General features: G+C 69.3%; 23 protein-coding genes and 1 riboswitch. Of the genes, 16 read left to right on the top strand and 7 right to left on the bottom strand.

What is annotated here, in order from left to right; all coding sequences use genetic code 11:
* The first annotated feature begins 51 nt into the window (after positions 1-51).
* The 12 genes from V7Z98_RS11045 to V7Z98_RS11100 all read left to right on the top strand — a co-directional run bounded on the left by V7Z98_RS11045 (position 52) and on the right by V7Z98_RS11100 (position 14,441).
* Positions 52-1,056, top strand: coding sequence for a sulfate ABC transporter substrate-binding protein (locus V7Z98_RS11045; RefSeq protein WP_293264840.1), 1,005 nt, complete (start codon positions 52-54; stop codon positions 1,054-1,056).
* Positions 1,057-1,126: 70 nt separating this feature from the next.
* On the top strand, positions 1,127-1,996 hold the full coding sequence (cysT, locus tag V7Z98_RS11050; RefSeq protein ID WP_334158017.1) for a sulfate ABC transporter permease subunit CysT: 870 nt from the start codon (positions 1,127-1,129) through the stop codon (positions 1,994-1,996).
* The gene (gene cysW / locus V7Z98_RS11055) at positions 1,993-2,859 is read left to right on the top strand and encodes a sulfate ABC transporter permease subunit CysW (RefSeq protein ID WP_293264844.1); all 867 of its coding nucleotides are present in this window, start codon (positions 1,993-1,995) and stop codon (positions 2,857-2,859) included. Before cysT ends, cysW begins: the two co-directional genes overlap by 4 nt.
* On the top strand, positions 2,856-3,944 hold the full coding sequence (locus V7Z98_RS11060) for a sulfate/molybdate ABC transporter ATP-binding protein (RefSeq protein ID WP_334158019.1): 1,089 nt from the start codon (positions 2,856-2,858) through the stop codon (positions 3,942-3,944). Before cysW ends, V7Z98_RS11060 begins: the two co-directional genes overlap by 4 nt.
* Before the next feature lie 224 nt (positions 3,945-4,168).
* A complete protein-coding gene (gene dusB / locus V7Z98_RS11065) occupies positions 4,169-5,230 on the top strand; it encodes a tRNA dihydrouridine synthase DusB (RefSeq protein WP_293264848.1) in 1,062 nt (353 codons plus the stop codon).
* Positions 5,227-5,463, top strand: coding sequence for a helix-turn-helix domain-containing protein (locus V7Z98_RS11070; RefSeq protein ID WP_293264850.1), 237 nt, complete (start codon positions 5,227-5,229; stop codon positions 5,461-5,463). Before dusB ends, V7Z98_RS11070 begins: the two co-directional genes overlap by 4 nt.
* A 99-nt stretch (positions 5,464-5,562) precedes the next feature.
* Positions 5,563-7,149 (top strand): bifunctional phosphoribosylaminoimidazolecarboxamide formyltransferase/IMP cyclohydrolase, encoded by a 1,587-nt coding sequence (gene purH / locus V7Z98_RS11075; protein ID WP_334158021.1) that lies wholly within the window; start codon positions 5,563-5,565, stop codon positions 7,147-7,149.
* A 9-nt stretch (positions 7,150-7,158) separates the two neighbouring features.
* Positions 7,159-7,758, top strand: a complete 600-nt coding sequence (pagP, locus tag V7Z98_RS11080; RefSeq protein WP_334158022.1) for a lipid IV(A) palmitoyltransferase PagP — start codon at positions 7,159-7,161, stop codon at positions 7,756-7,758.
* Between the two features lie 42 nt (positions 7,759-7,800).
* Positions 7,801-9,078: a phosphoribosylamine--glycine ligase gene (gene purD / locus V7Z98_RS11085; RefSeq protein ID WP_293264854.1), complete on the top strand. Its 1,278-nt coding sequence runs from the start codon at positions 7,801-7,803 to the stop codon at positions 9,076-9,078.
* Positions 9,079-9,157: 79 nt separating this feature from the next.
* Positions 9,158-10,063, top strand: coding sequence for an oxygen-dependent coproporphyrinogen oxidase (hemF, locus tag V7Z98_RS11090; RefSeq protein ID WP_334158024.1), 906 nt, complete (start codon positions 9,158-9,160; stop codon positions 10,061-10,063).
* Between the two features lie 218 nt (positions 10,064-10,281).
* Positions 10,282-10,526, top strand: a riboswitch (cobalamin riboswitch).
* A gap of 171 nt (positions 10,527-10,697) precedes the next feature.
* Entirely contained in the window at positions 10,698-13,064 is a 2,367-nt protein-coding gene (locus tag V7Z98_RS11095) for a TonB-dependent receptor (RefSeq protein WP_334158026.1), read from the top strand.
* Between the two features lie 105 nt (positions 13,065-13,169).
* Entirely contained in the window at positions 13,170-14,441 is a 1,272-nt protein-coding gene (locus tag V7Z98_RS11100) for a hypothetical protein (protein ID WP_334158027.1), read from the top strand.
* Positions 14,442-14,540: 99 nt separating this feature from the next.
* Here V7Z98_RS11100 and V7Z98_RS11105 read toward each other — a convergent pair whose 3' ends face one another.
* The 5 genes from V7Z98_RS11105 to hemC all read right to left on the bottom strand — a co-directional run bounded on the left by V7Z98_RS11105 (position 14,541) and on the right by hemC (position 19,027).
* Entirely contained in the window at positions 14,541-14,780 is a 240-nt protein-coding gene (locus V7Z98_RS11105; protein WP_293265038.1) for a hypothetical protein, read from the bottom strand.
* Between the two features lie 76 nt (positions 14,781-14,856).
* Entirely contained in the window at positions 14,857-16,029 is a 1,173-nt protein-coding gene (locus V7Z98_RS11110; protein ID WP_334158029.1) for a heme biosynthesis HemY N-terminal domain-containing protein, read from the bottom strand.
* Positions 16,030-16,038: 9 nt separating this feature from the next.
* Positions 16,039-17,172: a uroporphyrinogen-III C-methyltransferase gene (locus tag V7Z98_RS11115; protein WP_334158030.1), complete on the bottom strand. Its 1,134-nt coding sequence runs from the start codon at positions 17,170-17,172 to the stop codon at positions 16,039-16,041.
* A 107-nt stretch (positions 17,173-17,279) separates the two neighbouring features.
* The gene (locus V7Z98_RS11120) at positions 17,280-18,122 is read right to left on the bottom strand and encodes a uroporphyrinogen-III synthase (protein WP_334158032.1); all 843 of its coding nucleotides are present in this window, start codon (positions 18,120-18,122) and stop codon (positions 17,280-17,282) included.
* Positions 18,123-18,136: 14 nt separating this feature from the next.
* The gene (gene hemC / locus V7Z98_RS11125; protein ID WP_442951838.1) at positions 18,137-19,027 is read right to left on the bottom strand and encodes a hydroxymethylbilane synthase; all 891 of its coding nucleotides are present in this window, start codon (positions 19,025-19,027) and stop codon (positions 18,137-18,139) included.
* 162 nt (positions 19,028-19,189) lie between these two features.
* Here hemC and V7Z98_RS11130 point away from each other — a divergent pair, with 162 nt between their 5' ends.
* The 4 genes from V7Z98_RS11130 (at position 19,190) to V7Z98_RS11145 (ending at position 24,114) form a co-directional block, all read left to right on the top strand.
* Positions 19,190-19,789, top strand: a complete 600-nt coding sequence (locus tag V7Z98_RS11130; protein WP_334158033.1) for a hypothetical protein — start codon at positions 19,190-19,192, stop codon at positions 19,787-19,789.
* Positions 19,790-20,066: 277 nt separating this feature from the next.
* Positions 20,067-22,886 (top strand): phosphoenolpyruvate carboxylase, encoded by a 2,820-nt coding sequence (ppc, locus tag V7Z98_RS11135; RefSeq protein ID WP_334158035.1) that lies wholly within the window; start codon positions 20,067-20,069, stop codon positions 22,884-22,886.
* Positions 22,887-23,038: 152 nt separating this feature from the next.
* Positions 23,039-23,668 carry a methyltransferase domain-containing protein gene (locus tag V7Z98_RS11140; protein WP_293264870.1) on the top strand — a complete coding sequence of 210 codons (630 nt, stop codon included), beginning with the start codon at positions 23,039-23,041 and terminating at the stop codon, positions 23,666-23,668.
* A complete protein-coding gene (locus tag V7Z98_RS11145) occupies positions 23,650-24,114 on the top strand; it encodes a GNAT family N-acetyltransferase (protein WP_334158037.1) in 465 nt (154 codons plus the stop codon). Before V7Z98_RS11140 ends, V7Z98_RS11145 begins: the two co-directional genes overlap by 19 nt.
* Here V7Z98_RS11145 and V7Z98_RS11150 read toward each other — a convergent pair.
* Positions 24,066-25,652 (bottom strand): mechanosensitive ion channel family protein, encoded by a 1,587-nt coding sequence (locus V7Z98_RS11150; protein WP_293264874.1) that lies wholly within the window; start codon positions 25,650-25,652, stop codon positions 24,066-24,068. The genes V7Z98_RS11145 and V7Z98_RS11150 overlap by 49 nt on opposite strands.
* Entirely contained in the window at positions 25,649-26,503 is an 855-nt protein-coding gene (locus V7Z98_RS11155; protein ID WP_334158039.1) for a LytR/AlgR family response regulator transcription factor, read from the bottom strand. The genes V7Z98_RS11150 and V7Z98_RS11155 overlap by 4 nt, the downstream gene beginning before the upstream one ends.
* Positions 26,504-26,530: the final 27 nt, after the last annotated feature.

Genomic DNA, 26,530 nt, shown 5'->3' on the forward strand with positions numbered 1-26,530 from the left:
AAGTGCCCCCCGTAAAGTGCGTCCATCCAGTTCTTTACGGAGTGCTTATATATGAACACCCGCCGTCCCCTGCGCTTTGCCACCCTGCTGGCGACCCTGTTGCTGGCCGCCGGTGCCCAGGCCGACACCGTGCTGCTCAACGCCTCCTACGACGTGGCCCGGGATCTGTACAAGGACTACAACCCGGCCTTCCAGAAGGCCTGGCAGGCCAAGACCGGCGAGAAGATCGAGGTCAAGCAGTCCCACGGCGGCTCCTCCAAGCAGGTCCGCGCCGTGGCCGACGGGCTGGAGGCCGACGTGGTGACCATGAACCAGGCCACCGACGTGGATTTCCTGGCCGACAAGGGCCTGGTCGCCAAGGACTACACCAAGAAATTCCCCAACAATGCCTCGCCCTACACCTCGACCATGGTGTTCATCGTGCGCAAGGGCAACCCGAAGGGGATCAAGGACTGGTCCGATCTGGTCAAGTCCGGCGTGCAGGTGATCGTGCCCCACCCCAAGAACACCGGCAACGGCCGCTACACTTACCTGGCCGCCTGGGGCTACGCCCTCAAGCAGCCCGGCGGCAGCGACAAGAGCGCCCAGGAATTCGTCAGTAAGCTGCTCAAGAACGCCCCCCTGTTCGGCACCGGCGGCCGCGACGCCACCACCACCTTCATGCAGCGCCGCCTGGGCGACGTGCTCGTCACCTTCGAATCCGAGGCCGAACTGATCGCCAAGGAATTCGGCCGCGGCGACTTCGAGGTGATCTACCCGTCCGTCTCCATCCTCACCGAGTTCCCGGTGGCGCTGGTGGAGAAGGTGGTGGACAAGAAGGGCACCCGCAAGCAGGCCCACGCCTACCTGGAGTACCTGTGGTCCAAGGAAGGCCAGGAGATCATCGCCGAGAACTACCTGCGTCCCCGCGACCCGGAGGTGCTGAAGAAGCACGCCGCCCAGTTCCCGGCGATCAAGACCTTCACCGTGGATGAGACCTTCGGCGGCTGGAGCAAGGCGTTCAAGGCCCACTTCGTCGATGGCGGTTCCTTCGACCAGATCTATTCGGTGAAATAAGCCTCCGTTCCCTGCGGCCGGGCCCGGCGGAAGGCATTCCTCCGGGCCCGCCTGCTTTGACGACAAGACCATGTCCCGCTCATCCTCCCATTCGGTCCTGCCCGGGTTCGGCCTCTCCCTCGGCTACACCCTGGTGTACCTGTCGCTGCTGGTGCTGATCCCCCTGGCCGGGCTCCTCGCCAAGTCGGCGTCCCTGACCCTGGCCGACATCTGGGCGATCGCCACCGGCCCCCGGGCCCTGGCCTCGTTCCGCGTCACCTTCGGTGCCTCCTTCATCGCCGCCTGCCTCAATGGCTTCTTCGGCCTGATCGTGGCCTGGGTGCTGGTGCGCTACGACTTCTGGGGCAAGCGCTTCATCGACGCCCTGGTGGACCTGCCCTTCGCCCTGCCCACCGCCGTGGCCGGCATCACCCTGGCCACCCTCTACGCCGAAACCGGCGTGATCGGCGAGTGGTTCGCCAAGGCCGGCATCAAGATCGCCTACACGCCCCTGGGCATCGTCGTGGCCCTGACCTTCATCGGCCTGCCCTTCGTGGTGCGCACCCTGCAACCGGTGCTCGAGGACATCGAGCCCGAGGTGGAGGAGGCCGCTGCCACCCTGGGCGCTTCGCGTTGGCAGACCTTCCGCCGGGTGCTCTTCCCCGCCGTCTTCCCGGCGCTGTTGACCGGCTTCACCCTGGCCTTTTCCCGGGCCATCGGCGAGTACGGCTCGGTGATCTTCATCGCCGGCAACATGCCGCTGATTTCCGAGATCACCCCGCTCCTGATCATCTCCAAGCTGGAGCAGTACGACTTTGTCGGTGCCACCGCCCTGGCCTCGGTGATGCTGGTCATCTCCTTCGTCATGCTGCTGGCCATCAACCTGTTGCAGTGGTGGGCCTCCAACCGGCACCGCTCCGTCCCGGTCAAGGATGCCGCCGCTCCGGGAGGTGCCCAATGACCGTGCGCCGCGCCAACAACGAGCCCCGCTGGATGCGGGTGCTGCTGCTCGTCGTCGCCCTGGGCTTCCTCGCCCTGTTCCTCGGCTTTCCCCTGGTCACCGTCTTCTACGAGGCGCTGAAGAAGGGCGTGGACGCCTACCTGGCCGGCCTGGCCGACCCGGAGGCCCGTTCCGCCATCCTCCTGACCCTGGGGGTGGCCGCGGCGGCGATTCCCTTCAACATCGCCTTCGGCGTGGCCGCCGCCTGGGCCATCGCCAAGTTCGATTTTCGTGGCAAGAGCCTCCTCATCACCCTGATCGACCTGCCCTTCGCCGTGTCGCCGGTGGTGGCCGGCCTGCTCTTCGTGCTCATCTTCGGCTCCCAGGGCTGGCTCGGCCCCTGGCTGGCGGAGCACGACATCAAGATCATCTTCGCCATTCCCGGCATCGTGCTCGCCACCCTGTTCGTCACCTTCCCCTTCGTCGCCCGGGAGCTGATCCCGCTGATGCAGGCCCAGGGCAAGGACGAGGAAGAGGCCGCCGTGTCCCTGGGGGCCTCGGGCTGGCAGATGTTCTGGCGGGTCACCGTGCCCAACATCAAGTGGGGCCTGCTCTACGGCGTGATCCTGGCCAACGCCCGGGCCATGGGCGAGTTCGGCGCGGTGTCGGTGGTCTCCGGCCACATCCGCGGCGAGACCAACACCCTGCCGCTGCACGTGGAGATCCTCTACAACGAGTACCAGTCCGTGGCCGCCTTCGCCTCGGCCTCGATCCTGGCCCTGCTGGCCCTGGTCACCCTGGTCGCCAAGACCGTGGTGGAGTGGCGCATGCGCAAAGAAACCGAAATGCTGACGGCCGACCTGCCGCCGGAGAAAACCGAATGAGCATCGACATCCGCAACATCAGCAAGCGCTTCGGCAACTTCGTCGCGCTCGACAACATCAACCTGGACATTCCCACCGGCGAACTGGTGGCCCTGCTCGGCCCCTCCGGCTGCGGCAAGACCACCCTGCTGCGCATCATCGCCGGCATGGAAAGCGCCGACGAGGGCCAGGTGCTGTTCGGCGGCGCCGAGGCTACCCACCTGCACGCCCGGGAACGCCAGGTCGGCTTCGTCTTCCAGCACTACGCCTTGTTCCGCCACATGAGCGTGTTCGAGAACGTGGCCTTCGGCCTGCGCGTCAAGCCGCGCAAGGAGCGTCCCAGTGAGTCCGAGATTCGCAAGCGGGTCATGGAGCTGCTCTCCCTGGTCCAGCTCGACTGGCTGGCCGACCGCTACCCGTCCCAGTTGTCCGGCGGTCAGCGCCAGCGCATCGCCCTGGCCCGGGCCCTGGCGGTGGAGCCCAAGGTGCTGCTGCTCGACGAGCCCTTCGGCGCCCTGGACACCAAGGTGCGCAAGGAACTGCGCCGCTGGCTGCGCCGCCTGCACGACGAGATGCACATCTCCTCGGTGTTCGTCACCCATGACCAGGAAGAGGCCCTGGAAGTGGCCGACCGGGTGGTGGTGATGAACAAGGGGCGCATCGAGCAGGTGGGCAGTCCGGACCAGGTCTACTCCAACCCGGCCACCCCCTTCGTCTACCAGTTCCTCGGCAACGTGAACGTCTTCCACAGCCGCCTCCAGGGCAACCTGTGGGCCGAGGTAGCGCGGCGGGAGGATGGGGCGGGCAGGGAGGGCGGCGGGGCTGGCGACAGCCTGGCCTTCGTCCGTCCCCACGACATCGACATCCTGCGCGAGCCGGTGCCGGACGCCCTGGGGGCAGAGGTGCGCTACGTGCACCCGATCGGCCCGGTGGTGCGCGTCGAGCTGGCCCACCAGTCCGAGCTGGTGGAAGTGGAGCTGACCCGGGAGCGCCAGGAAGAGCTGCAACTGGCCCAGGGCCAGTCGGTCTGGCTCAAGCCGCGCCAGGTGCGCGTCTTCCCTGCCGGCACCGTGGCCGGCGAGGCCCTCCAGGATTTTTCCATCTGACCTTGGCCGGGCCGGCATTGTTTGCCGGCCCGCCAGCCATGCCGCCGTAGTGCCGCGTTGCCGCCGCTGCTGCTCATAAATTAGGCAAGTGCGCCGAGATCGGGTAGAATCCGCCTCCTTCCCGTAGTTGTTCCCAGGTCGCCCGCTCGATGCGTCGAGGGCGGCCGTTTGTTTTTCGCGGGCCGGCATTCCGCGGCCCGCCGATACTCGGCTCCTCTCGGCACATGGAATTCGTCGGCTACACCCTCCGCAACAACCTGTTCGTGGCGCCCATGGCGGGCGTCACCGACCGTCCCTTCCGCCAGCTGTGCAAGAAGCTCGGCGCCGGGCTGGCGGTGTCGGAGATGGTCACGTCCAACTCGCTGCTCTACGGCAGCAAGAAGACCGAGCGGCGTGCCAACCACCAGGGCGAAGTGGCGCCGATCTCGGTGCAGATCGCCGGGGCCGACCCGGCGATGATGGCCGAGGCCGCCAAGTACAACGTGGACCGCGGCGCCCAGATCATCGACATCAACATGGGCTGTCCGGCCAAGAAGGTGTGCAACGTCATGGCCGGCTCCGCCCTGATGCAGGACGAGCCCCTGGTGGCGCGCATCCTGGAGGCGGTGGTGAAGGCGGTGCCGGACACTCCGGTGACGCTCAAATTCCGCACCGGCTGGAACCGGCAGAACAAGAACGCGCCGATCATCGCCCGCATCGCCGAGGAATCCGGCATCCGCGCCGTGGCCATCCACGGCCGCACCCGGGCCGACCAGTACACCGGCGACGCCGAGTACGAAACCATTGCCCTGGTGAAGCGTCAGATCGCCATTCCGGTGATCGCCAACGGCGACATCACCACGCCGGAAAAGGCCAAGTACGTGCTCGATGCGACCGGCGCCGACGGCGTCATGATCGGCCGTGCCGCCCAGGGCCGGCCCTGGATCTTCCGCGAGATCGAGCACTACCTGAAGACCGGCGAGAAGCTGCCGCCGCCCAAGGTGAGCGAGATCCGCGAGATTCTCGGCGAGCACCTGGAAGACCTCTACGGCTTCTACGGCCTGGAGACCGGCGTGCGCGTCGCGCGCAAGCACATCTCCTGGTACACCAAGGGCTTGCCCGGTTCGGCGGCGTTCCGCTTCGCCATGAATCAACTGCCCACGGTGGAGGAGCAGCGCGCCGCCATCGCCGAGTTCTTCGACCGGCTGGCGGCCGAGCACGAGCGGTTGCACTACGAGGAAGACAGCAGCGGGGCCGTCTCGGGGGCGGCCGACGATAACGACAAGAAAGAGGTACTGGCGGCATGAGCCAAGGTAACGACATCTCGGCGTGCGTATTCGGCGCGCTGGAAAAGTATTTTCACGACCTCGACGGCGAGGAGCCGGCGGCGATCTACGACATGGTGCTCAAGAGCGTCGAGCGCCCCATGCTCGAAGTGGTGCTCAAGCAGGCCGGCGGCAACCAGACGGTGGCGGCCCAGATGCTCGGCATCAACCGCAACACCCTGCGCAAGAAACTGGTCGAGCATTCCCTGATCTGATCCCGGGGGCGGGGCCGCGCCTGGTCTTCGCCCTTGCCGTTCCGAGCGGCGACGCATTTCCGCTTATTCCGTTTTTCTTTTTTTCAGCCCGTTCCCGTCATGAAGATTCGCCAAGCCCTAATCAGCCTCTCCGACAAGCGCGGAGCCCTTGAATTCGCCCGCGGCCTCGCCGCCCAGGGCGTCAAGCTCCTGTCCACCGGCGGCACCGCCAAACTGCTCAAGGACGCCGGGCTGGACGTGACCGAGATCGGCGACTACACCGGCTTTCCGGAAATGCTCGACGGCCGGGTGAAGACCCTGCACCCGAAGGTGCACGGCGGCATCCTGGCCCGCCGCGACCTGCCCGAGCACCTGGCCACCATCGCCGCCCACGACATCCCCGCCATCGACCTGGTGTGCGTGAACCTCTACCCGTTCCGCGAGACCGTGGCCAAGGCTGGCGTGACCCTGGCTGACGCCATCGAGAACATCGACATCGGCGGCCCGGCCATGGTCCGTTCCGCCGCCAAGAACTACGCCGGCGTGGCCATCGTCACCGACCCGGACGACTACGCTCCGCTGCTCGCCGAAATGCAGGCCAACGGCGGCGCCCTGTCCCTGACCACCCGCTTCGGCCTGGCCAAGAAGGCCTTCACCCACACTGCCCGCTACGACTCGGCCATCGCCAACTGGCTGACCGGCCAGGACAACGCCGTGGCCGAGGCTCCGGAAGCCGCCGCGCCGATCCCCGCCGCCTTCCCCGAGAAGCTGCAACTGGCCTTCGACCGGGTCGAGACCCTGCGCTACGGCGAGAACCCGCACCAGCAGGCTGCCTTCTACCGCGACACCGGCTCCACCGCCGGCGCCATTGCCAACTACCACCAGCTCCAGGGCAAGGAACTGTCCTACAACAACATCGCCGACGCCGATGCCGCCTGGGAATGCGTCAAGACCTTCGACACCCCGGCCTGCGTCATCATCAAGCACGCCAACCCCTGTGGCGTGGCCATCGGCGCTACCGCCCTGGAGGCCTACGACAAGGCCTTCAAGACCGACACCACCTCCGCCTTCGGCGGCATCATCGCCTTCAACCGGGAGCTGGACGGTTCCGCCGCCACCGCCGTGGCCAAGCAGTTCGTCGAGGTGGTGATCGCCCCGGCCTTCTCCTCCGAAGCCCGCCAGATCTTCGCCGCCAAGCAGAACGTGCGCCTGCTCGAAGTGCCTCTGGAGCGCGCCTACCACGCCTTCGAGCTGAAGCGCGTCGGCGGCGGCCTGCTGGTGCAGAGCCCGGACATGTTCAACGTCCAGCCCTCCGACCTGAAGGTGGTGACCAAGAAGGCCCCCACCGACGGCCAGCTCGAAGACCTGCTGTTCGCCTACCGGGTTGCCAAGTTCGTCAAGTCCAACGCCATCGTCTTCTGCGGCGGCGGCATGACCCTGGGCGTGGGCGCCGGCCAGATGAGCCGGGTCGATTCGACCCGCATCGCCGCCATCAAGGCCCAGAACGCCGGCCTGTCCCTGGCCGGCTCCGCCGTGGCCTCCGACGCCTTCTTCCCGTTCCGCGACGGGGTGGACGTGCTGGCCGAAGCTGGCGCCGTGGCGGTGATCCAGCCCGGCGGCTCGATGCGCGACGCCGAGGTGATCGCCGCCGCCGACGAGCACGGCCTGGCCATGGTGTTCACCGGCGCCCGCCACTTCCGCCACTAAGGCCGGTCCGTGCTGCGCCGCCTAGCCGCTTCCCTGGCCCTGTGGGGCGCCCTCCTGGCGTCCCCGGGGACGGCCCTGGCCGACGATGCCGGTGCCACCGGCGCCGTGCCCGCGATCCAGGCGGACGCCGCCGGCGACTCCTGGCTCGACCGGGCCCGGCAGAAGCTGTCGACCATCTGGAACGACGGGCGCAACGAGCTGTACGTGCCCCTGGAAACCTACCACCTGCGTTCGGCCTACAGCCGCGAGAAGATCGACAGCTTCAACGAGACGCCCCTGGGCATCGGCCTGGGGCGCGGCATCTACGACGCCGACGGCGACTGGCACGGCATTTACGCCATGGGTTTCCAGGATTCCCACTACAAGCCCGAGTACATGCTCGGTTACGGCTACAAGACTTACTGGCACCTGGCCGGCGAGTTGAAGTTCGGCCTGGGCTACACCGCCTTCCTCACGGCGCGCTCCGACATTGCCCGCTACACCCCGGTGCCCGCCGTCCTGCCCATCGCCTCCCTGGAATACCGGGACGTGTCCTTCGACACCGCCTACGTGCCCGGCGGCAGCGGCTTCGGCAACATCCTCTTTTTCTGGGGCAAGGTCCGCTTCTGACGGCCCGGCCCCGCGACGCACAAACATAAGGAACGGTCCTCCATGAAAGTTCTCGTCATCGGTTCCGGCGGCCGCGAACACGCCCTGGCGTGGCGCCTCGCCCAGTCCCCCCGGGTGCACAAGGTCTACGTCGCCCCGGGCAACGCCGGCACCGCCCGGGAAGAGGCCCTGGAAAACCTGCCCATCACCGACCTCAACGCCCTGGCCGATTTCGCCGAGGCGGAAAAGATCCACATGACCGTGGTCGGCCCCGAGGCCCCCCTGGCCGCCGGCGCCGTGAACATCTTCCGCGAGCGGGGCCTGCGTGTCTTCGGCCCGACCAAGGAAGCCGCCCAGCTGGAGTCCTCCAAGGACTTCGCCAAGCGCTTCATGGCCCGCCACAACATCCCCACCGCCGGCTTCGAGACCTTCACCGACGCTGCCGCAGCCCATGCCTACGTGGACCGCCAGGGCGCCCCCATCGTCATCAAGGCCGACGGCCTGGCCGCCGGCAAGGGCGTGGTGGTGGCCATGGACCTGGCCGAGGCCCATGCCGCCATCGACGACATGCTCGGCGGCAACAAGCTCGGCGACGCCGGCGCCCGGGTGGTGATCGAGGACTTCCTCGACGGCGAGGAAGCCAGCTTCATCGTCATGGTGGACGGCAAGAACGTGCTGGCCCTGGCCTCCAGCCAGGACCACAAGCGCATCGGCGACGGCGACACCGGCCCCAACACCGGCGGCATGGGCGCCTATTCCCCGGCCCCGGTGGTCACCCCACAGATCCACGCCAAGGTGATGCGCGAGATCATCCTGCCCACGGTGCGCGGCATGGAGGCCGACGGCATCCCCTTCACCGGCTTCCTCTACGCCGGGTTGATGATCGGCAAGGACGGCGGGGTGAAGACCCTGGAGTTCAACTGCCGCATGGGCGACCCGGAAACCCAGCCGATCATGATGCGCCTCAAGTCCGACCTGGTGGCCCTGCTTGAACACGCCACCAACGGCACCCTGGACCAGATCGAGGCCGAGTGGGACCGCCGCGTCGCCCTCGGCGTGGTGCTGGCCGCCGCCAACTATCCGGACACCCCGCGCAAGGGCGACATCATCGTCGGCCTGCCCGAGGGCAACGCCGCCTCTCCCGAGTGCCACGTGTTCCACGCCGGCACCGCGCAGCAGGACGGCCGGGTGGTGGCCTCCGGCGGCCGGGTGCTGTGCGTCACCGCCCTGGGCGAGAACGTCAAGCTGGCCCAGCAGGCCGCCTACGACGCGGTGGCCACCATCCGCTTCGACGGCATGCAGTACCGCCGCGACATCGGCCACCGGGCCGTGGCGCGCTGAGCGTCATCCAGCAGCACCCATAACCATAACGACGGGCGGCCATGACCGCCCGTTTTTCCATCCCCAGCGAGACCCCTCCATGGACATCCCCCAGCTCAAAGCCTACTTCACCGGCCTCCAGACGCGCATCGTCGCCGCCCTGGAAGCCTTCGACGGCCACGCCTTCAAGACCGATGCCTGGGAGCGCCCCGAGGGCGGCGGCGGCCTGACCCGGGTGATCGAGGAGGGGGCCTTCTTCGAGCGCGGCGGCGTCAATTTCTCCCACGTCATGGGAGCGCGCATGCCGGCTTCGGCCACCGCCCACCGCCCTGAGCTGGCCGGGCGGCGCTTCGAGGCCATGGGCGTGTCCCTGGTGCTGCACCCGCGCAACCCCTACTGCCCCACCGCCCACATGAACGTGCGCGCCTTCGTCGCCTTGAAGGACGGCGAGGCCCCGGTGTGGTGGTTCGGCGGCGGCATGGACATGACCCCCTACTACCCGTGGGAAGAGGACGTGCGCCACTTCCACAGTACCTGCAAGGCGGCCCTGGCTCCCTTCGGCGCCGACGTCTATCCGCGCTACAAGACCTGGTGCGACGAGTACTTCTTCTTGAAGCACCGCAACGAGCCCCGCGGCGTGGGCGGCGTGTTCTTCGACGATCTGGGGGCCGACGGGCTGGTGCCCTTCGAGCAGGCTTTCGCCCTCACTCAGGCGGTGGGCGACGCCTTCGTGCCGGCCTACCTGCCGGTGCTGGATGCGCGCCGCGACACGCCCTACGGCGAGCGGGAGCGGGACTTCCAGGCCTACCGGCGCGGCCGCTACGTGGAATTCAACCTGGTGTTCGACCGGGGCACCCTGTTCGGCCTGCAATCCGGCGGCCGCACCGAGTCGATCCTGATGTCCCTGCCGCCGGTGGTGAAGTGGCGCTACGACTGGCACCCGGAGCCGGGCAGTCCGGAAGCGAAGCTCTACGACGAGTTCCTCCGTCCCCGCGACTGGGCGTGAGGTATTTCCCCGGAGCCGCGCCGATAGGCGCTCTCCAGGGAGGCGTCGCTGAAACCAAGGCGGGGCGCGGAGTTCCAGGTGGCATGTCCGGAACCCCGCGCCCCGCTTGGCTTTTGGCCCGGTCCCCTTGGGGGTGCTGCGCCCTGTCATATGCGATCGGTCTGGACTGGGGTGATGACGCTGCTATACTCGCCCCTCGCGGTCGTGCCCGAGCGGTGCGGCCGACAGATCGCGCCGGTGCCTCGCCAGAGGCTTAAAACGGGAATGCGGTGCAGGCGGTTTTTCCGCCCAATTCCGCAGCTGTCCCTGCAACTGTAAGCGGCGAACGAGAAGCGCACGCGGACGGGAATCGCCCCGCTCCGCCGCCACTGGGCCCAATCCATGCCTCACGGATTGCCTGGGAAGGCCGCACTTCGAGTCTTGACCCGCGAGCCAGGAGACCTGCCGGCGTCTGGTCGCTCTTGCTTTGGCCCAGGGGATGGCCGAGGCACGGTGTCCTTCCGTCTGAGCGACGAACGAAGCGGCGAGGGCCGCATCGGTTCGCGCGGCAGACGTCCTTCGTGCCTCCTCCCGCGCCACCGACCGTTCGTGACGGCATGCCCTCGCCTTGTCGCAACCAGTCGACGGGGGAGACATGCGTCCACCTGCCTTATTCCGCTGCGCGCCGCGCACCGCCAACGCCCTGCTGTGCGCTGCCGCCTTGATCCCGGCTGCCGCCCTGGCCGCCGATTCCGATTCTGCCTCCGGCACCGAGACCGCCCTGGCCCCCATCCGGGTCACCGGCAGCCGCATCGACCTGCGCGAGGAGCTGTCGCCCGGGGTGGTGTCCGTGGCCTACCCGGACGACGTCAAGGGCGAGCACAAATCCATCCCCGAACTGCTCGACCAGATTCCCGGCGTCTATGTGCGCCGCGTGTCGGGCAGCGGCAGCTACACCACCGCCACCATCCGCGGCAGCGCCCCCAGCCAGGTCAACATCTACATCGACGGGGTGCCGCTCAATACCGCCAGCGAAACGGCAGCGGACCTGTCCACCCTGCCGATCAGCAACGTGGAGCGGGTCGAGGTCTATCGCGGCACTACGCCGGCCCGCTTTTCCGGCGCGCCGATCGGCGGGGCCATCAACATCGTCACCAAGAAACCCGCGGGGTTCAGCGGCAGCGTTTCGGTCGGCGCCCGGTCCTTCGGCGGCGCGCAGCAGAGCGCCAACCTGAATGTGCCGCTGCTGGGCGGCAACCTGCTGATCGGCCTGGACAACGACCGCAGCGATGGCGATTTCAAGTACAAGAACTACGCGGTCGGCGGGCTCAAGAACCTGGTGTTCGGCGACGGGGTTTCGTATCTCGCCGATTCCGGCGACAGAACGACCGACATCAAGACGGGCCGGACGATTCCAGAAGAGCGCCGGCGCATGAACAACAAATCCGAGAAGCAGAACGTCCTGCTCAAATGGCAGGACGAGCGCTTCGTCCTCAAGTTCGCCCAGACCGACATGGAGCGCTATCTGCCCGCCGTGGTATTGACCGCGTCGTCCGGAATCGGCGCGCAAACCACGGATCTGCCCTGGGTGGACACGTTTTATCGCCAGCGCCGCCAGCAGCGGATCGAGCAGCAGGAGGGACTGGCGGGCTGGCGGGACAACTTCGGCAATCTGGGCCTCAGCCTCAACCTCACCTGGTTGGACAAAAACCAGACGTTCCGCAACCTGGACTTCAATCCGGCCACCAACTATATCGGTGAGCGCTGGACCGACTACCGGACCAAACGCTACGGCATCGCCGGCGACGCCACCTACGCCTTCGGCGATGGCGGCGCCTTTTCCCACCTGTTCGAGATCCACGCCGAGCGTTATTGGGAAACCCTGTTTTCGGACATCAGCGGCCGCACGCCGGCCTCCGACTTCATCCCCGAATTCCGCCGCATCAAGACCAACCTGCAAGTCCAGGACACGGTTACCGTCGCCGCCCTGGGCAACCTGCAGGTCACGCCCATCGGCCGCCTGGAAAAGCTCGAAGGCCCGGTCATCGGCAGCCGCTGGTCGCCCCTGGCCGGCCCCGCCGGGCAATACGACTGGGAGCCCACCGGCAGCCTGAGCGTGAAGAAGCATTTCACCAGCGGCTGGCAGGTGTTCGGCAACTACGGCAATTACATCCGTTACCCCAATTTCTACGAAATCTACGGTAACGGCATCGGCTACGTGCCGGGGGCCGACAGCAACGGCCGGGCCATCCAGTTGAAGCCGGAAACCGGGCGCAACGGCGACTTCGGTTTTGGTTGGGACGGCCGCCTGGGCGAAAAGCTGCGCGGGGGCTTCCGCCTCACCTATTTCCAGCGCGAGGCCGACAACGCCATCACCCTGTACGCGACGCCGCTTGCGGCCAAGTACATCAACTCCGGCGACACCCTGACCCAGGGGGTGGAGCTGGAAGGCAAGCTGGCCTGGAGCGACCGGGCCGACCTGCAATTCGCGGTGACGCAGCAGGAGGGGCGCTACGTTAACGGCGGTTGGTACTACAACGGCGGGACGAGCGGCACGGAGCGCTTTCCCGGCAAGACGGTGCACACCCTGTACACGCCCCTGCTCGTGGCCAATGCGCGACTCAATCTCCATTTCCTCGGGGGGCGCCTGACCACCTACGTCGAGGGCAAGCACACCGGCCGCACCTACACCGACGTTACCTCCTGGGAAAACTCCCTGACCACCTTCGACCTGGGGGCGCACTACAAGATCGACAAGGGTTGGCGCCTGTCCGCCGGGGTGATCGACCTCTTCGATGCCGGACCGAGGCAGACGGCCGGTGGCCGCGTCACGGCGGTCCCCTATAACCGCTACGGGTGCACCCCCAGCGCCCCCGTCATCACCGGCGACCCGGGCACCGACTGCGCCATCATGGGCGGGACGTGGGGTTCGGTGTACTCCGAGCTGCGCGAGGTGAAGTCCAACGTCGGCTATCCGCAGCAAGGCCGAACCTTCTACACCACCCTGGCCTACACCTTCTGACCGGCGCACAGCGGGACATGCATCCGCAGCACCGGTCACGAACCCCGCCGGGCGGCGCTGCCGCGCAAGTGGGCTCTTGCGTTTCTTCATTGAAGGAGCAACACGATGGCAACGACTTTCACCGCTTACAGCGTGTATTACTACGACAACCAGACCCCGCCCGTCGGGCATGGCATGGCGGGGCGCATCGTCGACAACGGGAGCACGGTGACCCCGCTGCCTGACCTGAAAAAAACCGACCTGAACGGCGACCCCAAGGTGGAAGGGTTCGCCGACGGGGGCGGCACCCTGCGCATCGCGGTGACCGACTACACCGCCGGAACGGCCAGGCCCGCCTACGTCTATGGCGCGGCGGTGCCGGGGACGCCGGCCACGGCCACCTGGTCCAACGTCACCAACCTCTATTCCCTGGTCAAGTTCGGCAGCTACCTCTACGCCATCGACTACGACAATGCCCGGGTGGTGGAAATCAATGCCACCACCTACGCCCAGACCGGGGTGTCCTACACCCTGCCGGCGGGCCTGACGCCCAGCGGCTTCATTGCCCACGGCCAGGCCTTGGCCGTGGTCGGGGGCAATCTCTACGGCTTGTTCACGTTCGTCGACAGCGCCTGGAGCAATTACGCCAACAGCCTGTTGGTGCGCTTCACCGTCAGCGGCGGCAGTTCGATCAGCGTCGGCGCCAACGCCTACAACGGCAATTTCGCCAAGAACGCCTTTTCCCTGGCCCCCCAGAGCAACGATCTGTACGTGGCCGCCATCGGCGGCTCCCAGATGGCGGGCAGCTACAACCCCGCCTCCCGCCTGCAAAAGATTGACTACACCGCCGCCAACCTCGGTGCCGCGGCGGTCATCGACGTGTTGAGCCCCAGCGCCGCCTTCCCCTACGAGTTCCGCGACATCAGCTTCAAGGGAACTACCGCCTACATTCTGCTCGGCGCCTACAACAGCAGCTGGCAGATGGCGGGCAAGCTGGTCAGCACCAGCGACTTCTCCACCTTCGTCACGGTCAACGACTTCAGCGGCGGGGCGCCGGGCTACTTCTGGTCCGCCCAGTACACCGCCGACAACGACCGCATCTGGTTCGCCCGGGGCAAGCAGATCCTGGTCTACAGCGCCTCCAGCCCGGCTGCGCCGGTGGCCACCCTGGGGCTGACGGCGGGCAGCCTGATTTCGACGGGGGAGCTGTTCGACAACCTCAACGACCTGGCCTACGTCGGCGCCCTCGGGGCGCGGACCACGCTGCGCGGCTACCGTTCGCCGCTCCAGGCGTCCCGCACTGCCCGGGCCGTGCAGGGCCGCACCCTGGCCGCCGGCCGCCCCGAGCTGACGGCCGAGCAGCTGGCCCTGCTCGACGAGGACGAAGCCACGGCATGACGCGGCGCATGGGGGACGGTCCTGCCGTAAGGCGGGACCGTTAACGGCAAAGGGGCAACGGCGCAGGCCGTTGCCCCTTTGTTCATTCACCTGACGGGTTTACTTCAGCCTGCCGGTCACCACCTTGACCCGGGCGGGGTCCTTCACGTCCAGGTCGCCGCCGGCCCCGGCCAGGTTGCCGCAGGTGCAGGCCGACTTGACGTGGGGGACTGAATTGACGATGCCGGTACAGTCCAGGCATTCGTAGTAGAACTCGGCGCCCCGGGGCAGCTCCGCCGGGCTGGGGGGAGGCTCCACCGGGGTGAAGCGGTAGATCTTGCGCAGGTCGATATTCAACATCACGGTCCCTCCTGAGAGTTATGTTTTTGCTGTGATGGTGCTGGTGCCTGCGTCCCGAATGCGATCAGGAATGCGATCAGGACAGGGCGGGTAGGGCGGCGGCCCGGTAGTGGCGGTTGGCCTGGTCCTGGCGTTCCAGCTGGTCGAATAGCCGGGCCAGTTCCAGGTGCGCATCCCGGGATTCGGCCACCGACAGGGAGGCTTCCAGATAGCTCTGGGCCTTGCCCCACAGTTGCTTGCGCTGGCACAGACGGCCCAGGGCGAGCAGCAGGTCGGCGTCGTCGCTGTGCTCCTTGAGCCACTTCTCGGCCCGGGCGATGCGCGGCGTGGCGTCGCCGTCGTCGATCAGGCCGTAGAGGCGGATCAGGTGCGACGACCATTCCTTGTCCAGGTGGTTTTCCAGGGTGTGCAGGGCTTCCGCCGGCGCCCCCTGGTCGCGCAGGGCCTCGGCCACCGCATAGGCGGTGCGCGGCGTCATCTCGCTGGCGGGAATCTGCCGGGCGTAGGCCAGGATCGCCCGGGTGTCGCCGGTGCGGCGCTGCAACGCTTCCCGGTGGGCCAGGCTGATGGTTTCCCGGGCCAGCTCGGGCACCAGGGCGTTGCGCTTTTGCAGCAGGCGGGTAAGGCGGATCACCTCGTCCCAGTCCTTGCGCCCCTGCTGGGCCTTCAGCTCCAGGCGCAGGGCGGCGATGTGCCGGCCCGAGGCGTCGTAGAGGCGGCGCAGGGCGGTCACGGCGTCGTTGAAGCGGCGCGCTTCGACCAGGCTCTCGGCCTCGCTCATCAGGCAGGCGGCCTCGATGTCCTTGCCGTCTTCCCGGGCGCGGCGCACCCACTCCTGCTCCTTTTCCGGCTCGCGCATGGCCCGGGCGGCCCGGGCGGCGATCAGGGCCGGAAGGCCGTCGGCGTAGCCGCCTTCATGGGCGTCGGCGGCGCGGCGCAGGGCCTGGCCGTAGCGCCCTTCCAGATAGAGGCGCAGGGCCTCCTGGAAGGTGGCGGCGGACTTGCGCGCGGCGCGGCGGGCGCGGAAGGCGCGCACCCGGCCGGGCAGGCCGGCGGCCACGGCGATGCCGCGCAGCAGCAGGTAGAGCACGGCGAAACCGGCCACCAGGGCGATCACCAGGAAGTTGAGGCTGATTTCGACCCGCCAGGGCGGGACCACCAGCAGGGCGTAGCCTTCGTTGCCGCGCAGCAGCATGGCGCCGCCCACGGCGGCGGCGAACAGGGCGAGTATCCAGAACAGACCTTTCATGGCGCGTCCTTACTTGCGGTCTTTCTGGGGACCCTGCTTGAGGGCCTTCAGGGCTGCCAGGCTGTCGCTGATCTGGGGCAGGTCGATGCTGATCTCGGCCGAGGCCAGTTGCTTCAGGGTGTTCTGGGTGGCGGCCACGTTGCGGTCGCGCACGTCGAAGAAGCGTGCCAGCCAATCCTGGGACACCTTCAGCTCGTTGCGGAAGGTCCACTGGTCGCGGGAGAGCAGGGCCAGGCGGGCGTTGAGCAGGCGCAGCTTGAGGTTCTCGCGCAGGTACAGAGACTGGTCCGGGGCGAGCAGGGCGGGTTCGGGGCGGTCGAAGCGCTGGATGCGCACCAAGCCCTTCACCTCGTTCCAGATGTCGCCGCCCAGGCGGGCGAACAGGTTGGGTTCGGCGGTGGGCTTGGCGTCCTTGCCCGGGGCGGCCTTGCGCGCGTCATGGGAATCGTCGCCGCGGGGCCGGCCCTCGAAGGCCAGGGGCAGGTTGTCCACCGAGGACACGGCGTTCTCCAGGCGCAGGCTCATGCCCGGCACGTCGGCGAAGGGCAGGGACTTGAGCTTGTCCAGGTCCCGGGCGATAGCCTTGCGCAGGGGGATCAGGCGCGGCTGCTCGGCCCGGGCCAGGCGCGCCTCGGCGGCCTGGAGGGCGGTGATGGCGGCCTGCACGTTGCCGGCCAGTTGCAACTGCTGGCTGGCGGCGCTCAGGTTCTGGTCGATCTCGGCGAGAAACTGCTCGTCCCGATTGCGGGCCAGTTCCTGGTAGAGGTTTTCCAGGGCGGCCTGCTGGCTCTGGGATTCGGCGATCTTGGCTTCCAGGGCGCCGACCTTGGCGGTCAGCTGGGTGGTGGCGTCCTGGGACTGGCGGGCCAGGGTGCGGGCTTCGCGCACCAGGGCATCGCTGTCGGCCAGGCGCTTGGCCACTTCCTGCTGGGTGCCGTTGAGCTTGCCCCGGGTTTCCAGCCATTGCCAGCCGGCCAGGCCGATGCCGGCAATGGCCACCGCCAGCCAGGGGTTGGCCCAGGCGCCGGGGCCGGCCTTGCGGCGGGCGGGAGGGGCAGTGGATTCGGGGGCCGCGCTCGCCGCCGGGGCGGGCGAGGGGGCCGGAGCCGAGGACGGAGGGGGCAGGTCGGGGGTGTCGTTCATGTTCTTGTCGCGGCGTCGGAGTGGGCGCGCCCGGAGCGCGGGCGGTTCGGCCGGGGAGGAGGGCGGCGCGGCGGATGCATGGCGTCCGGCCGGCGGCGGTCCCGTTCTCAGCAGCCCTGGGGCCAATTATAGCCGCACAGGCCTTCGAGCAAGCCGTTGTCGGCCGGGGGGGTGAGGATGACGCTGGAGTGGCCGAGGGCGCTGGCGGTCTCCGCGATGCGCTGGTGGGGGACGAAGTTGGGCAGGGCGGCCAGGTGCCGGCGCTGGTCGGCGGGCAACAGGTCGTGCAGGTGGCGCAAGCCTTCGGAGGAGCTGATGGTCAGGGCATCGATCTGGCCGGCGGCCAGGGCCTCGGCCAGGGCCCGGCCGCCGTCGGCGGGGCCGCGCCGGGTGTAGCAGGCCACGTGCTCCACCGCCGCGCCGCGGGTGCGCAGGGTGTCGGCGAGCAGTTCCCGGCCGCCGTCGCCGCGGAAGATCACCACCTTCCAGCCGGCCACGTGCCACAGCTCGGTCATGGCCAGCAGCCCTTCGGAGTCGAAACGGTCCCGGGGCACCAGCACCCGGGGCACCCCCAGGTCACGTAGGGCCTGGGCGGTGGATTCGCCCACGGCGGCGGCGGTCAGATCCTGGGGCCAGCCGCCCAGGGCGGCCACCGCCGGGCCCAAGGCGGTCCAGGCATGGTGCACCGCGTTGGGACTGACGAAGGCGGCCAGCCGGAAGTCGGCCAGCCGGGCGGCGGCGGCGCGCAGGGCGCCGTCGTCGTCCACCGGGCCGATCTCCAGCGCCGGCAGGATCAGGGCCGCGCCGCCCAGGGCCTCGATGCCGGCGGCCAGGACGGCGGCCTGATCCCGGGGGCGGGTGACCACCACGGTACGCCCGGCCAGGGGGCTGGCCGGGCTACCGGGGGCGGCCGGCTGGTCAGGGGCTGCGGGCCGGGAGGGGGCGGTCACGGCAGGCGCGCCGTTCAGGCGCAGGCCAGGGTTTGGAGGATGGCGTCGGCACCGCGGCCGATCAGCTCGCTGGCCAGGGCGTCGCCGAGCTTGGCGGCGTCGGCCAGGGTGGCCACGGGGCCGCTGATCTCGCCGTCGATCCAACTGCTGGCGTCCGGGGTGGCGATGAAGCCGCGCAGCCAGACCTGGCCGTTGTCCATCAGGGCGTAGGCGCCCAGGGGAATCTGGCAGCTGCCGCCCAGGCGGCGTGAGAAGGCGCGCTCGGCGGTGACGCAGAAGGCGGTGGTGGGGTCGTTGAGGGGGGCCACGGCCTCGGCGATTTCCGGCCGGCCGGTGGGCACCTCGATGCCCAGGGCGCCCTGGCCCGGGGCGGGCAGGCTGACCTCGGCGGGCAGCACGGCGCGGATGCGTGCTTCCAGGCCGAGGCGGATCAGACCGGCGGCGGCCAGCAGGATGGCGTCGTACTGGCCCTCGTCGAGCTTGCGCAGGCGGGTGTCCAGGTTGCCGCGCAGGCTGTGCACCTTGAGGTGGGGGTAGCGCTTCTTCAGCATGGCCTCGCGGCGCAGGCTGGAGGTGCCGACGACGGCGCCCTCGGGCAGCTCGTCCAGGCTCGCGTAGCGGGGCGAGACGAAGGCGTCGCGGGGATTTTCCCGGGCCGAGATGACCGGCAGGGCGAAGCCCTCGGGCAGTTCCATGGGCACGTCCTTCATGGAGTGCACCGCCAGGTCGGCCCGGCCCTCGGCCATGGCCACTTCCAGTTCCTTGATGAACAGGCCCTTGCCGCCGATGGTGGACAGGGGCCGGTCGAGGATCTGGTCGCCCTTGGTGGTCATGCCCAGGATGACGACCTCGGAGGCGGGATATAAACTGCGCAGCCGGTCCCGAACGTGTTCCGCCTGCCACATGGCAAGGCGCGATTCGCGGGAGGCGATGACCAGACGGGCGTGGGACACGACAATTCTTCCGAAGCGTTGGTGATGACGAAAATTCTAGCATGGGGGCGGGGTGCCGCCGCCGCCCTCAAGCCCGTTCCGGCGGGGCCGAAGGCTGTTTTTGCCGTACTTTTTATGGCCCGGGATTTGATCTGCGCCAAGGCGCTTGCCTCGCGCCGTTCGCCGCACCGCATTCTTCGTCTTTCCTCCGTCTTCGCCATTCCCCTGGCCCTGGCGCTGGGTGGCCCCGCCCTGGCCGCCTCCCCCGTGGTGCCGGACGAATTTGCGCCGCCGGCCGCCGAGGTGCCGCGCCTGCCGGCCAAGCTCACCCCGCTGCCCCGCGCCCGGGACCTGCAAGCCGAGGCGGCCCGTGCCGCCCGGGCCGGCCAGCCCCTGGTGGTGCTCTACAGCCGGCGCGACTGTCCCTGGTGCGAGCAGGTGCGGCGCGAATGGCTCAAGCCCCTGGCCGACCGGGACGCCACCCTGGTGGTGCGCCAGGTGGACCAGGACGCCGACACGCCCCTGCGCGACTTCGCCGGCCGCGCCACCCGCCACGACGCCTTCGCCAAGGCGGGCAAGGTCGCCCTGGTGCCGGTGGTGGCCTTCTACGGCCCCGACGGCCGGGAGCTGACCGCCCCCATCGTCGGCGTGCGCCTGCCCGACTTCTACGCCGCCTACCTGGACGAATCCCTCAAGGCCGCCCGGGCCGCGTTGGCCGCGCCGCCGCGGCGTTGAACTGCCCCCCTGCTTCCCCGCTCCCCCGCGATTCGCTGATTCTCTGGGCCGCCGGCGGCCGCTTGCGGTGCCTGGCGCCGGTGCCATAGTGGAAGCATCCGGCGGAGTCCTAACGCAGCGGATTTGGCGGCCGGCCGGCGTCCTGCTTCCGTGCGCATTTTTTCTCGCCCTTTCTCGCCTTTCCCCCTGCTGTTTTCCGCGCTTCTGCGGTATTTTTGCTGTCCCGTTGTCTGGTTCCCGTAGCGTTTCTCTTCGACTCCCTTTTTTCGGATCTTCCATGACGTTGCCCGCCGGTTCCCCCGCTTTCTCCGCTCTCGATTCCGCGCCCGACCTGTCCAGCAAGGACAAGCCGCTCCGCGACGACATCCGCCTGCTCGGGCGGCTGATCGGCGATACCGTCCGCGACCAGGAAGGGACCGAGACCTTCGCCGTGGTCGAGCAGGTGCGCCAGCTGGCCGTGCGCTTCGCCCGGGACGCCGACCAGGAGGCCCGCCAGCAGCTCGAAGTCCTGCTCGACGGCCTGCCCCGGGACACCATGATCTCGGTGGTGCGCGCCTTCACCTATTTCCTGCACCTGGCCAACATCGCCGAGGACCAGCACCACATCCGCCGCCGCCGCGCCCACGACATCGCCGGCTCCAAGGCCCGGGAGGGCGACCTGGCCCACACCCTGGACCGCCTCGCCGCCGAAGGCGTGGCTCCGGAGACCCTGGCCGACTGCCTGGCCAACGCCCTGGTCTCGCCGGTGCTCACCGCCCACCCCACCGAAGTCCAGCGCAAGAGCATCCTGCGCAGCGAGCGGGCCATCGCCCGCCACCTGGATGCCCGGGACCGCACCAAGCTGACCCCGGAAGAAGAAGCGGAAAACGACGAGGCCCTGGCCACCGCCGTGCTCACCCTGTGGCGCACCCGCATGCTGCGCCCCCAGCGCCTGCGCGTGATCGACGAGGTGAAGAACGGCATCGCCTTCTACGACGACACCTTCTTCGATGAAGTACCGCGCCTGTACGGCCGTCTGGAGGACCTGCTGCGCGCCCGCTACCCGCAGCAGGACTGGAACCTGCCCGCCTTCTTCCGCCTGGGCAGCTGGATCGGCGGCGACCGGGACGGCAACCCCTTCGTCACCGCCGACATCCTGCGCTGGGCCCTGCGCCTGCAATCGTCGGCGGCCCTGGAGCACTACCTGGAAGAGGCGCACGCCCTGGGCAGCGAGCTGCCCCTGTCCGAACTGCTGGTGCCGGTCAGCGAGGCCCTGCGCGCCCTGGCCGCTCATTCGCCGGATGCCTCGCCGCACCGCCAGGACGAGCCCTACCGGCGTGCCCTGATCGGCATCTACGCCCGCCTGGCGGCCACCGCCCGGGCCCTGGACCACCACGAGCCGGTGCGCCACGAGAAGGGCGAGGCCCCGGCCTACGCCAGCCCGGCCGAATTCGAGGCCGACCTGGCGGTCCTGGCCGAATCCCTCAACGGCCACGGCGGCGCCCGCCTCGCCAAGGGGCGGCTGAAGCGGCTGCAACGGGCCGTGCAGGTGTTCGGCTTCCACCTGGCCCCCATCGACCTGCGCCAGAACTCCGACGTGCACGAGCGCACCGTGGCCGAGCTGCTGGCCCTGGCCGGGCGCTGCGCCGACTATTCGGCCCTGTCCGAGGACGAGCGCATCGCCCTGCTCGCCAGCGAGCTGGAATCGCCGCGCCTGCTGCACTCGCCCTACCTGGACTACGGCGACGAGACCCGGGGCGAGCTGGCCATCTTCTTCGCCGCCCGGGAGCTGCGCGAACGCTACGGCGACGCCGCCCTGCCCAACTGCATCATCTCCAAGACCGACGGCGCCTCGGACCTGCTCGAAGTGGCCCTGCTGCTCAAGGAATCGGGCCTGCTCACCTTCGAGCATGGCCAGCCGACCCTGGCGGTGAACATCATTCCCCTGTTCGAGACCATCGGCGACCTCCAGGCCTCCGGCCCGACCATGGCCCGCCTGCTCGACCTGCCGGTGTACCGCCGCCTGGTGGCCTCGCGCCGGGACACCCAGGAAGTGATGCTCGGCTACTCCGACAGCAACAAGGACGGCGGCTTCCTCACCTCCGGCTGGGAACTGTACAAGGCCGAAACCGCCCTCACCGCCGTCACCGCCGCCCACGGCGTGCGTCTGCGCCTGTTCCACGGCCGCGGCGGTTCCGTCGGCCGGGGCGGCGGCCCCAGCTACCAGGCCATCCTGGCCCAGCCCAAGGGCGCGGTGCAGGGGCAGATCCGCATCACCGAGCAGGGCGAGGTGATCGGCGCCAAGTACGCCAACCCGGAAATCGGCCGGCGCAACCTGGAGATCCTGGTGGCAGCCACCCTGGAAGCCTCCCTGCTCGACCCGGAGAAGGAGGCGAGCAGCGACGGCAACGGCGCCCAGGCCTACTACCCGGTCATGGAGCGCCTGTCCGCCCTGGCCTTCGGCGCCTACCGCAACCTGGTCTACGAGACCCCGGGCTTCGTCCAGTACTTCCGCGAATCGACGCCCATTGCCGAGATCGCCGACCTTAACATCGGCAGCCGCCCGGCTTCGCGCAAGGCCTCCGATCGCATTGAGGACCTGCGCGCCATCCCCTGGGTGTTCTCCTGGTCCCAGTGCCGCCTGATGCTGCCCGGCTGGTACGGCTTCGGCGCGGCGGTGGAGCAGTGGCTGGCCGAAGTTGGTGAGCGCGAGGGCCTGGCCCGGCTCCAGACCATGTACCGCACCTGGCCCTTCTTCCGCGCCCTGCACTCGAACATGGACATGGTGCTGGCCAAGACCGACCTGGGCATCGCCTCGCGCTACGCCGGGCTGGTGGCCGACCCGGTGCTGCGCGAGCAGGTGTTTGGCCGCATCGTCGGCGAATGGCAGCGCACCCACCGGGCGCTGCTGGCCATCGCCGGCCAGGGCGAACTGCTGGCCGACAACCCGCTGCTCAAGCGTTCGATCCGCAACCGCTTCCCCTACATGGACCCGCTCAACCACGTCCAGGTCGAACTGCTGCGCCGCCACCGGGCCGGCGAGACGGACGAGCGGGTGCGTCGCGGCATCCACATCTCGATCAACGGCATCGCCGCCGGCCTGCGCAACAGCGGCTGACGGCGGGCGGCCCCGGGCCTCGTCGCCCGGGGCCGGCCGTGGCATTTCTTGCATGCCTGTCTGAAACCCTAGAACTGGCGCCATTCTTCGGGCACCCTGCCTGGAGAATGGCGTTTTTATTGATTTCTGGAGGATGTGCCTTGGAAAAGCCCGTGGATAGTGGCGTTCCGTCGAGCGAGCAAAAACCCGCCAGCCAGCGGCCGGAGACACCGGATTTCTGGGACAAGCGTTTTGCCGAAGGGGTGATGCCCTGGGACGTGGGCAGTTGCGACGGGCTGCCGCAGGCCTTCCGCCGCTTCTTCGCCGCCCGCCCCGCCAGCCGGGTGCTGGTCCCCGGCTGTGGCACCGCCTACGAGGCGGCCCTGCTCGACGGCGCCGGGCACCGGGTCACCGCTCTGGACTTCTCCCGGGAGGCGGTGGCCAAGGCCGAGGCCCAGCTGGCCGGCTGGGGCGGCACCCTGTTGTGCGCCGACTTCTTCGCCCACGCGCCGGAGACGGCCTACGACCTGGTGTTCGAGCGCGCCTTCCTGTGCGCCCTGCCGCGCAAGCTGTGGCCCGACTACGCCGCCGCCATGGCCCGGCTGGTGGCGCCGGGGGGCTTGCTGGCGGGCTTCTTCATCGTCGGTGAGGAAGCCGGCGGCCCGCCCTTCGCCTGCGATCCGGCCCGGCTGGAGGCGCTGCTGTCGCCCCATTTCATGCGGGAAGAGGACGAGCTGGTGGGCGATTCCCTGCCGGTGTTCGCCGGTAAGGAGCGCTGGCAGACATGGCGCCGCCGTTCCTGATCCGCCTCGCCGCCGAGGCGGACGCCCCAGCCTTGCAGGCCTTGTACCGGCAGTGCCGCAGCGAGGCCGACTGGCTGCCGCCCCTGGCCCGGCAGCGCGCCGCCGAGGCGGATTTTGCCGCCGATTCGGCCGGGGAGCTGGTGCTGGTGGCGGTGGCGGGCGACGGTGCCGTGGCGGGCCTGCTGGCGGTTTGGACGGCGGACGGCTTCATCCACCACCTCTACGTGGCGCCGCAATGGCGCCGCCGCGGCGTCGCGCCCCAGCTGCTGGCGGCCCTGGCGCAACGGGTGGCGCCGCCCTGGCGCCTGAAATGCCTGTGCGCCAACCGCACCGCCCTGGCCTTCTACGCCCGGGGCGGCTCCCGCCAACTGGGCGCCGGTATCGGCGGCGACGGGGCCTATCTCGAGCTGGAGTTGCCCGGGGGCTGGGTCGGGTCCGCCGGCTGATCGTCCGCCGCGCCCTGGAGCGAGAAGAAGGCCTTCACCCGTTCGAGCATGTCGCTGGAGTGGCGCTGCGGTGCCGGCTCCTCCACGTGGGCGGCGGCGCGCAGGGCGTCGAGCTGCTGCTGGCGGGCGAGCAGCCGGGGAGTGAGGGCCTCGGCCAGTTCGGGGCGCTCGTGGAGGATGGTCTCGAAGGTGCTCTTGTCGAGGCGGTAGGCTTCCACGTCGGTCTTGGCCAGCACCGTGTTTGCCCGGGGCACCCCGGTCATCAGCCCCAGTTCGCCGAACACCTGGCCGGCTTCCACCGTCTCGATCAGGATCGGGCCGCCGCGCTCCGGCTGGTACCAGCCCTCGGCGGTGCCGCTGATGACGATGTACAGCCAGTGGGCCACGGCACCCTGACGGGTCATGGCGTCGCCGGCGGCGAAGGGCGCGTAGACCAGTCCGTCGGCCACCTGGGCCCGTTCCTCGGGGGTGAGGGGAGCGAACAGGGGCACGTTCTCCAGGGCCTTGAGGCGCCGTTGCCGTTCCCGCTCCAGCACCCGGCGGCGGTGCTTGTCGCCTTCCTGCACCAGGTGCACCACCTGGTCGGGCAGGGCCACCCGCAGCCCGTGGCGTTGCAGGGCGGCGAGCACGTGGCGGCGCACCACCGAGTCGGTGGGGTCGTCCTGGAGGGCGTCGGTGAGCCAGTAGCGCAGGGCGTAGCGGACGAAGCCGGGGCCGAAGTCCATCACCACGCAGTTGGGCGGCGGGGCCTTGGCCACGTTGGCCAGGTCGGCCTCGGCGACGCTGGCCTCGGCCAGGCGGGCCACATCGGCGGCGGGGACGCTGTAGTCCACCGAGAACCACACCCAGCGGCGCCAGCGCACCCCGCCCAGTTCCGGGTCGGTGATGAGGACGTACTTGCCCTTCATCAGGTGGCTGTTGGGGATGATCACGGTCTCGCCGTTGCGGGTGCGGATCGAGGTGTAGCGCCACTTGATCTGAGTCACCTGGCCCGACTGGTCGTCCACCTTGATCCAGTCCCCCAGGCGCAGCGAGCTGTCGAATTGCAGGGCCAGGCCGGCCAGGATGTTGCCCAGGGTGTCCTGCATGGCGAAGCCGATCACGGCGGTGAACACCGCCGAGGTGGCGAGCAGGCCGGTCAGGTTCACCCCGCCGGCGGACAGCCGGGCCAGCACCCACAGGATGTAGCCGAGGATCACCACCAAATCTTCGACGATGCGCGGCGAGACCATGCCCAGGCGCTCCAGCACCAGGCGGAACAGGGTCATGCCGGCCAGGCGGATGACGATGAAGCCTTCGAGCAGGATCAGGGTTTCCTGCAACACCCGGGCGGCCCGGGGGTAGGCGGCGGTTTCCAGGCCCACCCCGACCATCTCGGCCAGCAGGCAGAGCAGGAACACGATCACGGTGTTGCGGATGCGCCGGCGCCGCGCCGGCAGGCCGACCCACAGCAGCAGCGAGAGACCCAGCACGGCGGCGGTGATCTCGGTGAGGGGATCGCGCCACCAGGCGACGAGGAAGGCGTGCACGCCGATCATGACGGCTCCCGCAGCAGGGTTTTGACTTGGGGCCACTGGCGCCGGCTGATCGGCAGGCGGCCGTCCGCCCCGGTCAGGCCCTGCACCAGGGCCACCCAGGATTCGCCGGCTGCGCCGCCGTCGGCGCCGTCGTTGGCGCCCTCGCCGCTGCGCGCCCGCTCCACGCCGGCCAGGGCGTCCCGGGCGAGCAGCACGGCCCGGTGCAGGCGGACAAACCGGTCGGCGAATTCCTGTTCCAGCCGCACCAGGGATTCGTCGAGCAGGAATTCCCGCTCCCGGGTGCGGGCCGCCACGTATTTGGTATCGGCGCGCAGGTAGAGGATGGCCTCCACCGGCACCAGCAGGATGCGGCCCCGCTCGTGGCAGGAGAGGAAGCGCCGCCCGCCGGCCTGGAGCCGGTCGCGCAGCCCGTCCAGGGCGGTGACGGTGTGGGCCGCCGGGCCGGCGGCCTCGCCCCGGCGGCGCCGCACCTTGTCCAGGGCGGCGGCCAGGCGGGGCAGGCGTACCGGCTTGACCAGGTAATCCACCGCATCCACCTCGAAGGCTTGGAGGGCGTGGTCGTCGTAGGCCGTGGCGAAGATCACCGCCGGCGCCTCGCCGGCGCGCCGCGCCAGGTGCTGGGCCAGTTCCAGGCCGTCCATGCGCGGCATGCGGATGTCCACGATCACCGCGTCGGGTCGTTGCTCCGGCGGGGCGGCGACGACCAGGGCCAGGGCGGCTTCGCCGTCCTCGGCCTCGCCCACCACCCGGGTCGGCAGGGTCGGAGCCAGGTCGGCGAGCAGGGTGCGCAGCCGTTCCCGGGCCAGGGGCTCGTCGTCAACGAGCAGGATGTTGAGCGGGGCGTCGTTCATGGGCGAAGGCTGGCGAGGGGCGGCGGG

Source organism: Oryzomicrobium sp., assembly GCF_036820405.1.
Classification (GTDB): Bacteria; Pseudomonadota; Gammaproteobacteria; order Burkholderiales; family Rhodocyclaceae; genus Oryzomicrobium.

Coding starts and splice junctions, on each gene's coding strand:
- V7Z98_RS11100 (WP_334158027.1), top strand. CDS start 13,170: ATGGCAACGACTTTCACCGCTTACAGCGTGTATTACTACGACAACCAG.
- V7Z98_RS11060 (WP_334158019.1), top strand. CDS start 2,856: ATGAGCATCGACATCCGCAACATCAGCAAGCGCTTCGGCAACTTCGTC.
- hemF (WP_334158024.1), top strand. CDS start 9,158: ATGGACATCCCCCAGCTCAAAGCCTACTTCACCGGCCTCCAGACGCGC.
- V7Z98_RS11150 (WP_293264874.1), bottom strand. CDS start 25,652: ATGATCGGCGTGCACGCCTTCCTCGTCGCCTGGTGGCGCGATCCCCTC.
- purD (WP_293264854.1), top strand. CDS start 7,801: ATGAAAGTTCTCGTCATCGGTTCCGGCGGCCGCGAACACGCCCTGGCG.
- V7Z98_RS11155 (WP_334158039.1), bottom strand. CDS start 26,503: ATGAACGACGCCCCGCTCAACATCCTGCTCGTTGACGACGAGCCCCTG.
- V7Z98_RS11070 (WP_293264850.1), top strand. CDS start 5,227: ATGAGCCAAGGTAACGACATCTCGGCGTGCGTATTCGGCGCGCTGGAA.
- V7Z98_RS11130 (WP_334158033.1), top strand. CDS start 19,190: ATGGCCCGGGATTTGATCTGCGCCAAGGCGCTTGCCTCGCGCCGTTCG.
- hemC (WP_442951838.1), bottom strand. CDS start 19,027: ATGTGGCAGGCGGAACACGTTCGGGACCGGCTGCGCAGTTTATATCCC.
- ppc (WP_334158035.1), top strand. CDS start 20,067: ATGACGTTGCCCGCCGGTTCCCCCGCTTTCTCCGCTCTCGATTCCGCG.
- cysT (WP_334158017.1), top strand. CDS start 1,127: ATGTCCCGCTCATCCTCCCATTCGGTCCTGCCCGGGTTCGGCCTCTCC.
- V7Z98_RS11095 (WP_334158026.1), top strand. CDS start 10,698: ATGCGTCCACCTGCCTTATTCCGCTGCGCGCCGCGCACCGCCAACGCC.
- V7Z98_RS11105 (WP_293265038.1), bottom strand. CDS start 14,780: ATGTTGAATATCGACCTGCGCAAGATCTACCGCTTCACCCCGGTGGAG.
- dusB (WP_293264848.1), top strand. CDS start 4,169: ATGGAATTCGTCGGCTACACCCTCCGCAACAACCTGTTCGTGGCGCCC.
- purH (WP_334158021.1), top strand. CDS start 5,563: ATGAAGATTCGCCAAGCCCTAATCAGCCTCTCCGACAAGCGCGGAGCC.
- V7Z98_RS11115 (WP_334158030.1), bottom strand. CDS start 17,172: ATGAACGACACCCCCGACCTGCCCCCTCCGTCCTCGGCTCCGGCCCCC.
- V7Z98_RS11045 (WP_293264840.1), top strand. CDS start 52: ATGAACACCCGCCGTCCCCTGCGCTTTGCCACCCTGCTGGCGACCCTG.
- V7Z98_RS11145 (WP_334158037.1), top strand. CDS start 23,650: ATGGCGCCGCCGTTCCTGATCCGCCTCGCCGCCGAGGCGGACGCCCCA.
- V7Z98_RS11110 (WP_334158029.1), bottom strand. CDS start 16,029: ATGAAAGGTCTGTTCTGGATACTCGCCCTGTTCGCCGCCGCCGTGGGC.
- cysW (WP_293264844.1), top strand. CDS start 1,993: ATGACCGTGCGCCGCGCCAACAACGAGCCCCGCTGGATGCGGGTGCTG.